At 39.2% G+C, this 8,334-nt stretch carries 8 protein-coding genes; all 8 read left to right on the top strand.

Annotation, left to right across the window (positions count from 1 at the left end; genetic code table 11):
* Positions 1 to 678, top strand: a 678-nt coding sequence (locus B3F51_RS10465) for a hypothetical protein (protein ID WP_286946950.1), incomplete at its 5' end; no start/stop codon positions are given.
* 87 nt (positions 679 to 765) lie between these two features.
* Positions 766 to 1,149 (top strand): DUF2513 domain-containing protein, encoded by a 384-nt coding sequence (locus tag B3F51_RS10460; RefSeq protein ID WP_070370473.1) that lies wholly within the window; start codon positions 766 to 768, stop codon positions 1,147 to 1,149.
* A 123-nt stretch (positions 1,150 to 1,272) separates the two neighbouring features.
* Positions 1,273 to 2,232 (top strand): hypothetical protein, encoded by a 960-nt coding sequence (locus tag B3F51_RS10455; RefSeq protein WP_286946948.1) that lies wholly within the window; start codon positions 1,273 to 1,275, stop codon positions 2,230 to 2,232.
* Between the two features lie 461 nt (positions 2,233 to 2,693).
* A complete protein-coding gene (locus tag B3F51_RS10450; RefSeq protein ID WP_286946946.1) occupies positions 2,694 to 3,014 on the top strand; it encodes a hypothetical protein in 321 nt (106 codons plus the stop codon).
* A gap of 102 nt (positions 3,015 to 3,116) precedes the next feature.
* On the top strand, positions 3,117 to 3,983 hold the full coding sequence (locus tag B3F51_RS10445) for a hypothetical protein (RefSeq protein WP_070370479.1): 867 nt from the start codon (positions 3,117 to 3,119) through the stop codon (positions 3,981 to 3,983).
* A 232-nt stretch (positions 3,984 to 4,215) separates the two neighbouring features.
* The gene (locus tag B3F51_RS10440) at positions 4,216 to 5,220 is read left to right on the top strand and encodes a virulence RhuM family protein (RefSeq protein WP_070370480.1); all 1,005 of its coding nucleotides are present in this window, start codon (positions 4,216 to 4,218) and stop codon (positions 5,218 to 5,220) included.
* Positions 5,221 to 5,294: 74 nt separating this feature from the next.
* The gene (locus B3F51_RS10435) at positions 5,295 to 6,326 is read left to right on the top strand and encodes a restriction endonuclease (RefSeq protein ID WP_070370481.1); all 1,032 of its coding nucleotides are present in this window, start codon (positions 5,295 to 5,297) and stop codon (positions 6,324 to 6,326) included.
* A 102-nt stretch (positions 6,327 to 6,428) separates the two neighbouring features.
* Positions 6,429 to 8,222 carry a KAP family P-loop NTPase fold protein gene (locus B3F51_RS10430; RefSeq protein ID WP_070370482.1) on the top strand — a complete coding sequence of 598 codons (1,794 nt, stop codon included), beginning with the start codon at positions 6,429 to 6,431 and terminating at the stop codon, positions 8,220 to 8,222.
* Positions 8,223 to 8,334 lie beyond the last annotated feature (112 nt).

Here is an 8,334-nt window from a genome sequence, read left to right as displayed (position 1 = left end):
CCTCTTGTGTACATTATAGTTGATGGGGATCAATATGTAAAAGAACTCGTCGATTTATATTTTGACATTGAAAAAATAGACTCAATCGATGAAAAGGTAATAAGGACATTAAATTATGTGCTGTTGCCTGATATTGATGTATATGTGCATATTATTAAGAAATTCAATCAGTTAAATATAAAAGGCAATCTTAATTTACATGAATGTTTTGTAACCTTTGTCAATAAGCACTTGTGCGAAGCTTTGGCAAATCTCGGTTTTATCAACACACACCGCTATTTTGGTTTTAGTTCGGGAACAATTGATAGTGTAAAAAAACTGTTTGTGGGGGATTTGGAAAAAATTAAAGCGGAAATAATATCGCTGCAAGAAAATTTATTTGAATTTATAAAATATGATAAAATAAATGAAGATATCTCAGTGATAGTTGCGTTTGTTGAAAAGCTGATCGAGATTATTCAATTCCCGAGTGAACTCAAAGTAACAGACAAACCATTTAATGTGGAAACGAAATTTGGAAGTAGATTTGTCAATCAGGAAGAGTTTGATCGTCTTAAGCAATTGTTGTTAAATAGAAATGGCACTGCGATTGAAGAAGTTGTAAAAAGCTATCAAGCAGGAAAAATCACACCTTATGAAATTAACAAATTAAGAAATAAAAATGAAACAAATCAATAAGTGAATTTGAAGGTTGGGTTGGTCTGAATTTGTCATTTGTTTTTCAGTAAAATACTTAGCCTATTATTTAAGATTGTGAGGAAGATTTTGAAAAGAGATATGGAACTTATAAGAAAAATACTATTGACCGTTGAAGAAAAATATGTTGATACCTGGTTGCATAGTAATGAAATAGAAATTGATGGCTATGACATGAAAACAATTGGTTATCACTGTGCTGTTTTACACGACGCAGGTTTGCTCTATGACTATAAAGGGCAATATGGTGATGGTGAATTGCTGCAATTTGGTGTGGGAAGATTAACATGGGATGGACACGAATTTTTAGAAAAAATCAAAAGCGACACAGTTTGGAACAAAACAAAGGATACAATTACCACAAAAGGTATTCCGTTTGTACTGGATGCGGTAAAAGAAATTGCAACCTCAATAACAACTTCAATGATAAAAACAGCAATCACAGGTTTGTGATATGCCCCTCTGGGCAACACAAGGGACGGAGGTTTTGTGCAATGATGTAGTGAGTGTTGGAACTGGGGTTACGGTACGGGCCGCTTTAATGATTAAAAATTTTGTTGTGAAAGGAATTATTCCATGAAGAAACTTATCGATCCTAAAAAAAGTCTAGAAATCGTTTCAAATAGTTTACAGAAGACATACGATGCTGGGAAAAAAGCGACCGAAAACATTCAAAAAGGTGCCAAGTTTTTATCTGATAAAACGGTAAATGACAGTTATTTACGCCGGTTAAAAAAATATAGTCCAATTTTCCCTGAATTTTATTGTAGTCCAGATTTTAACACTCCCAACATAATTATGATTGTTGATGATGCGGTGAGACGTGGTATTGATGTCTGTGAGGGTTCAATTGGTTGGCTTGGCAAAGAAAATGATATTGAAATTCTCTATCTTTATGATAACGCAATAGAAAAGAGTGGGCTACAGTTCATCCCGATGGTGACCTGCGACGCCGTTTATTGTGTGGATAGTTTTGACAGTAATCGATTTATCAAAGCGGATTATGTTTTTACGAGAGCACATGAAGAAAGAATTGCTGAGTTGAAACATATTGCTTTTTCATTAGGCGCAAAGCGTTGTTCAATTGAAATAAGTGAATCGAACATGGAATCAAATTTAAAAAATAAAGAAAAGAAATTTAGTGAAGAGGTCAATTTTGTAGATCAAGGAGTTTCGACAGCTGAAAAATTCGAACAGAATATGTCAAAAAAGGAAAGTAGTCATCGAAGAGGAAAGACAGAAATACAATTTGAGGGCAGTAATAGTCCCAAAAGACCCGAACTTAAGTGGTTTGCACATGACGGCAACATTAAGCGGCTAATCGAAATGAGATTTGAAAATAACAATGCGATCAAATCGGAAACTTTAGAAATAGCAGGTTCATCACTGACGACAATGTCTGAAAAAGCAGCATATGCTATGGATATGGCTGTTAAGAAGGCGGGGGCCAAAGGTAAGGTTAAAGGAAGTGCTGATATCAGTTCCCAGGTTGCAAAAGAGAGTCATAGTAAATTGATTTTCAGAATTGAATTTTAAAAAGAGACGGCAAAGTTATAGGGCCTGGTGCCTGTCACTTAACTTGTTGACTTAACTTATTGCACTGAGCGTCGTCGGATCACCGAGGGAGCACAAAGGGATGGAGGTTTTGTGCATTTAAAACAAGATCCACTGGATGGTGTCAGACATGATCAATAATCCAGTCAAGCAGTTGCCGATCATCCATCTGACCCACCGCCAGACCGAGTCCCATCTGGATCAGTGCCTCATCGGTACAATCAGGCAGAAAGCCGTTCATTTAAAGAAATGTCAGCATAACCATAATACCGATCCGTTTATTGGGCTCCAGTGCCAGGCACAACTTAACTTTTTGGTTTGTGGTTTGAATATAGATTCAGTCATGGGGTCGCTTGTTCGTCCGCAAAAGTTATCACCGTGTCCGTCGCCAAACGGTTTATGAATTGATCGAGGAATTAACAAAAAATTAGAAAGGAGCCAAAATGGACAAAACGAATAACATCATCCGTAGTTCAGCTGCTGAATATCTGACCTTCATTTCTGCCACCGGCGAAAGTGATGTCAATGCAATCTATGCCGACGAAGATATTTGGTTATCCCAAAAAATGATGGGTGTATTGTATGATGTTGAAACACATACAATTAATTACCATTTAAAAAAGATTTTTGCTAATAATGAATTGGTTGAAAATCCAGTTATTCGAAATTTTCGAATAGCTGGATCAGATGGCAAAAACTACAATACCAAGAGTTATAACTTATCGGCGATTATTGCGGTTGGTCATGGAGGTAACAGTACCTGACACCAACGTATAAACTTTTTCAGAATAAATCAGTTGTGATGAATTACTTCTACGGTACACCTATAAAAATGTTCATGAACTTAATTAAAAAGGAGGCCACCCTTGAAAAAGAACGAATTCTTAACCACCAGTGTTGTTCAGGATTTTATGCACTGGCTGGAGCAGAAGATGGATCAGGCAGATTCCTTTTGCCATGGTTATCAGATGAAAAAACCAAATAGGCCCTGGGAATGCCACTCCATTTATTCGGCTTATGAAAATTACTGTTGGCCATTCCGTTTTCATGATCCCATCACTGAAGAACCCATTAGCGGCCAGTCTTTTGATAAAAGTGCATTGGCATTATCAAGTCTGTCCCAGGGCTTAAGAAGAAGTCTTGAGGATGGGGACCCCAAAATTTGTCGAAAACATTGCTATGCGGTTTTACAGTGGGGTGGTGTGCTTTCAAATAATGATAAACGAATCGATGGGCTGGGTGATGAGATCTGTGACTATTTGAAGCAGATCAAAACCAGATTGGCCGATGACCGGTCATCCGGTGACTATTATCAACCTGGGATGATCATGAATGCGGGTTTCACAAAAATCTATTCGTTGTGTATGGATGATTTCATTATCTACGATGGGCGAGTCGGTGCGGCTCTGGGGCTATTGGTTCGAAAATTCTGCGAAGCCTTTTCACTGGCAGCAGTTCCAGATGAACTGGCCTTTGCCTGGGGAAAAGGAAAAGAAAGTGCTTATAAACCAAGCGCCGAGAACCGCCGCAATCCCGGCAGCAAAAGATATCCGTTTCCTGAATTGAGCAATAATCCTAAACGGCATACTGAAAACAACATCCGGGCGAACTGGTTGATAAGAGAACTTGCCGACCAAACCGAATCGGAGTTTAAAAAGCTTGATCATGAGCTGCGAATACGGGCAATGGAGGCGGCTTTATTCATGATCGGTTATCAGGTAAAGGGCTTTTAAGCCGGGGGTTGGTGTTATTGTGTACACACGGTTGTTTGGCCCGGTCAGTTCGCCAAAAGTATCCCTAAGTGCCGGCACCCTTAACTTATTGCGCTACGCGTTACGGCACCGTCGAGCGTGGTCCGCAGTGCCAAATACACATAAATTAAACTCGTCGTACAGCATCGAGCAGTTTGAAAACGGGTGACAAAAATTTTGCACTTGTAATATTAAGAATTGAAGGAGATCAACTATGCCTCAATCAGAGATACTTTTATACCAGACCGAAGACGGTCGGACGAAAATTGAAGTCACCATGGATGGCAATACCGTCTGGCTAAGCCAGATGCAGATGGTAGAACTTTTTCAAAGTAGTAAATCGAATATCAGTGAACATATCAAACATGTTTTTGCTGAGGGAGAATTGGAAGAAGCCCCAGTTGTTCGGAAATTCCGAACAACTGGAAAAGATGGTAAAACATACAATGTGCAGTTCTACAACCTCGATGTCATCATTTCCGTCGGTTACCGTGTCAAATCCCACCGGGGTACCCAGTTTCGGATTTGGGCTACCCAACAGCTGAAAGAATACATCATCAAGGGTTTTATCATGAATGATGAATTATTAAAAAATGCCGGTGGCGGTAACTACTTCAAGGAACTGCTTAACCGTATTCGGGATATCCGCTCCAGCGAAAAAGTATTTTATCGACAGATACTGGACATTTATGCGACCAGTATCGACTATGAGCCGAATACCGAAATCACCCGGGAATTTTTTAAAACCATTCAGAACAAAATGCACGTTGCTGCCCATGGTCACACTGCTGCTGAGCTGGTGTATCTAAGAGCCAATGGAGAAGCGGAATTTATGGGGATGACAGCTTTTGATGGGGAACGGCCCCGCAAAGCTGACGCCAGCATTGCCAAAAACTATTTAAGCGAAGATGAAATTAATATCTTAAACCGCTTGGTCACCGCCTATCTGGAATTTGCCGAGCTGCAGGCAATCCGGCAGCAACCCATGTATATGAAAGACTGGATCGAAAAGCTCGATGATTTCATTAAAATGAGCGGCAGCGAATTATTAAACAGCGCCGGAAAAATAAGCCATGACCAGGCAAAGACAAAAGCTGAGCTGGAATATGAAACGTACCGGGAGAGAACAAAGCTCGACCTCACCCCAGTGGAGAAGGATTTTATCGACAGTCTGAAAGATACCCAAAAGAAAATCGAGAAAAAAAAGCCAATTAAATAAGCATGATCCTCTGGTGCCAGGCACCACTTAACTTTCAGACTTGACACTACCATCAATTTAAAGGAGAAATAAAAATGAATGTTTGGTTGCACAGAATTTCCCATTGTTATGAGGTTTCAGAGCCATTACTTGAGCAGAATTATTTAACCATTGGCTTTTCCGATTATGTAGAAAAATACGAATCATACCCTGATGACAAAACGATTCAGGAAAATTTTGAAAAAGATATGGCAAATATTTATGCTCAGAATTTCAGACAGCGTTTCAATTTAAGAAAGTTTTTGTTTGAATTCAAAGTGGGGGATCTTGTTATTGTACCTTCATGGGGGAAGTTCTCAGTCTACCGAATTCTTGATCTTGCGGTGCCAATGATCAGACTTCCCCAAGAAGTATTGGACGCAGCAAAAATAAATGCCTATTTTGGCAAGGATGGGCTTTTATGGGAAAAGAAAACGGATCAAGAAATTGATCTCGGCTTTTTTATTAAGGTTGAGCCGGTTAAACAGAATATTCCAAGAGATGGTTATTGCAGCTCAGCATTAATCTCCCGCATGAAGATTCGCAATGCAACGGCAATGATTACAGGTTTAGAAAAAGATGTACTCGAGGCAGTCCGACGGCATGAAGAAAATAATCCGATTGATTTTCACGATGAAGCGAGTAAAGTAATCAGAGACCATCTGAAAAAAATAATACTGGATAAATTGGATGATATTCGGTTTGAAAAGCTGGTGCTCTGGTATCTAAAAAAAATTGGGGCAACTGAAGCCTATATCCCGGCTAAAAATGAATCCGGCAAAGAGGACGGGGCGGATGCGGATGTTGTGGCGATTTTTGAACTGTTCAAGGTGATTATTTATGTACAGGTGAAACACCATGATGGTCAAACATCGGATTGGGCGGTACAACAAATTGCAAAATATAAAGAGCAAAAAGATCAACGGGATGACCCCTATACTCGTTTGACCTGGGTAATCACCTCAGCTGAATTTACGGATGATGCGAAAAGCAAAGCTCAGGCAGACGAAGTGCGACTCATTGATCAGAATGAATTTGCGGAAATGCTGATTGATGTTGGTCTTGAGGGGATTAATAGTGCTTTCTGATTGCGCAGAAAATGAAGGCAGCGTTAACTTTTATTGCCAAATAATTTGGCGTTTATAAATAAATGTAAATATACTTTAGTTAACAAAAAGGAGGATATCGTGATGAAAAAAGGTTTTACCGATCTACCGGCCATGTCTATTGAGGAGGATTTATTTGAAATTAACAAGTATATTGACGGATTATCAGAATTTATTCTTGAGTGTGATACGCCCATGACGATCGCCATTCAGGGAGACTGGGGAAGTGGAAAAACCAGCTTTATGAATATGATCCGCTGTCAGATAGAAGAAAAGGTAGTGACGACATGGTTTAACACCTGGCAGTATTCACAATTTAACATGGGGGATACATTATCGCTGTCCCTGATTAAAAGGCTTATCGAGACGTTGCCTTCACAGGATGAGACAACCAAAAAAGCAGTGGCAAATACACTGAACCTTGTCGGGAAATACCTGAAAGAAGGGGCCCTGATGGCGGTGGATATGACAATATCCGGGCGAATTGCTGATAATTTGGAAAAAACGATAGATGTAGTAACTGAAAAGAAAAAAGAAAAAGAAGAAATTGATTTGTCAGCAGCTCTCGGTCAGCTTAAACAGCAGTTTCAGGATTGTATCAACAATGCCATAAGGAATAATAACAAGGATCGGGTTGTCATTTTCGTGGATGACCTGGATCGCTTAAATCCTGTCAAAGCGGTCGAAATGCTGGAAGTATTAAAGTTGTTTCTGGACTGTGAAAACTGCGTTTTCATTCTGGCGATTGATTATCAGGTAGTGTCCCAGGGGATTGCTGAAAAATATCAGAATAAGCTGGATGATGAAAAGGGAAAAGCCTTTTTTGATAAAATTATTCAGGTACCCTTTAAAATGCCAGTTGCCCTCTACAACATGGACAAATTTATCCAGGATATTCTGGAACGGATGGGTCTTGAGTTAAATGATACGACAAGAGGGAGCGTCATTGATTATTATAAAGAACTGATAAGTTGTTCAATCGGCTCCAATCCTAGGGGCATCAAACGGCTTTTTAATGCGTATCTTCTACTGAAAAAAATTTATGGAACACAAGCAGAATTGGATCAGACCGGTCAGACGATTCTCTTTGCAATTCTTTGTCTGCAACTATCTTTTGAAAAAATATATAACCATGTTGTTCAAAATAAGGGGGATATCAGCGGAGACTTGTTAAAAGAGCTGAAAGAGTCTAAATATTATAAAAATGATGAAAACGGCGATTCGCTTTTAAGAGAACTGGAAATCAAGGATGAAGATGAGTTAAGACGCATCTGCACTTTTATGAACGTCTTTTATAAGGGAATTGACGATGATTCCAGTGGTGATCTCTCAGAGGAAGAAAAGAAGCGCTTTATTAATCTGTTGGAATTGTCCTCAATTGTTTCAACAAAAGATGTTGTGGATCAGAAAGATGATTTTAAAATGAAAGTCCGCGGAGATAACCGTTGGATATTGAAAAACTCATTATTTGTCAAGCCGAAAAAAGACCAGGGTCCTGCCTGTAAAGTATACCAGTCCAGAAGAGATTATGAAGATTGGCACATGCAGAATGCGTCAGCCTATCATACTCAATGGTCGGATGAAACTAAGATCTGGTATAAAATCGAAGTTCAGCTAGTATCAGATCTTGAAGCAAAGCAAACAGAGATAAGAATGCTGATTCAATTAAACAATCATAATTCGGAAATGAATCAGGAAGTGTATCAGAATTATATAAATTGGTTGAAAGACAACGCCTTTGGCGAAGGTTGGAAGGATGAAAAGAATACTTCATATTTGAAAATGATCCACACGTTTGAAATTGATAAACATGATGAGATTAAAGATGTCGTCAATAATGATGTCAAAATGCTTTTTGACCAGTTCATAGGGCTTTAAGTAAATAGAAAGGGTGCACAGGCAGATGTTAAGGTCCCGGTGCCTGTCACTTAACTTGTTGACTTAACTTATTGGGAGAGCATGCGAATGGTGCCCGACACAGTGCCCCAGT

The sequence above is a fragment of the Acetobacterium sp. UBA5834 genome (genome assembly GCF_002435675.1).
Taxonomy (GTDB): Bacteria; Bacillota; Clostridia; order Eubacteriales; family Eubacteriaceae; genus Acetobacterium; species Acetobacterium wieringae.
The sequence above is the reverse complement of the archived record's forward strand: the minus strand, read 5'-3'. Positions and strand labels throughout refer to the sequence as shown.

Coding starts and splice junctions, on each gene's coding strand:
- B3F51_RS10455 (WP_286946948.1), top strand. CDS start 1,273: ATGAAGAAACTTATCGATCCTAAAAAAAGTCTAGAAATCGTTTCAAAT.
- B3F51_RS10450 (WP_286946946.1), top strand. CDS start 2,694: ATGGACAAAACGAATAACATCATCCGTAGTTCAGCTGCTGAATATCTG.
- B3F51_RS10440 (WP_070370480.1), top strand. CDS start 4,216: ATGCCTCAATCAGAGATACTTTTATACCAGACCGAAGACGGTCGGACG.
- B3F51_RS10435 (WP_070370481.1), top strand. CDS start 5,295: ATGAATGTTTGGTTGCACAGAATTTCCCATTGTTATGAGGTTTCAGAG.
- B3F51_RS10430 (WP_070370482.1), top strand. CDS start 6,429: ATGAAAAAAGGTTTTACCGATCTACCGGCCATGTCTATTGAGGAGGAT.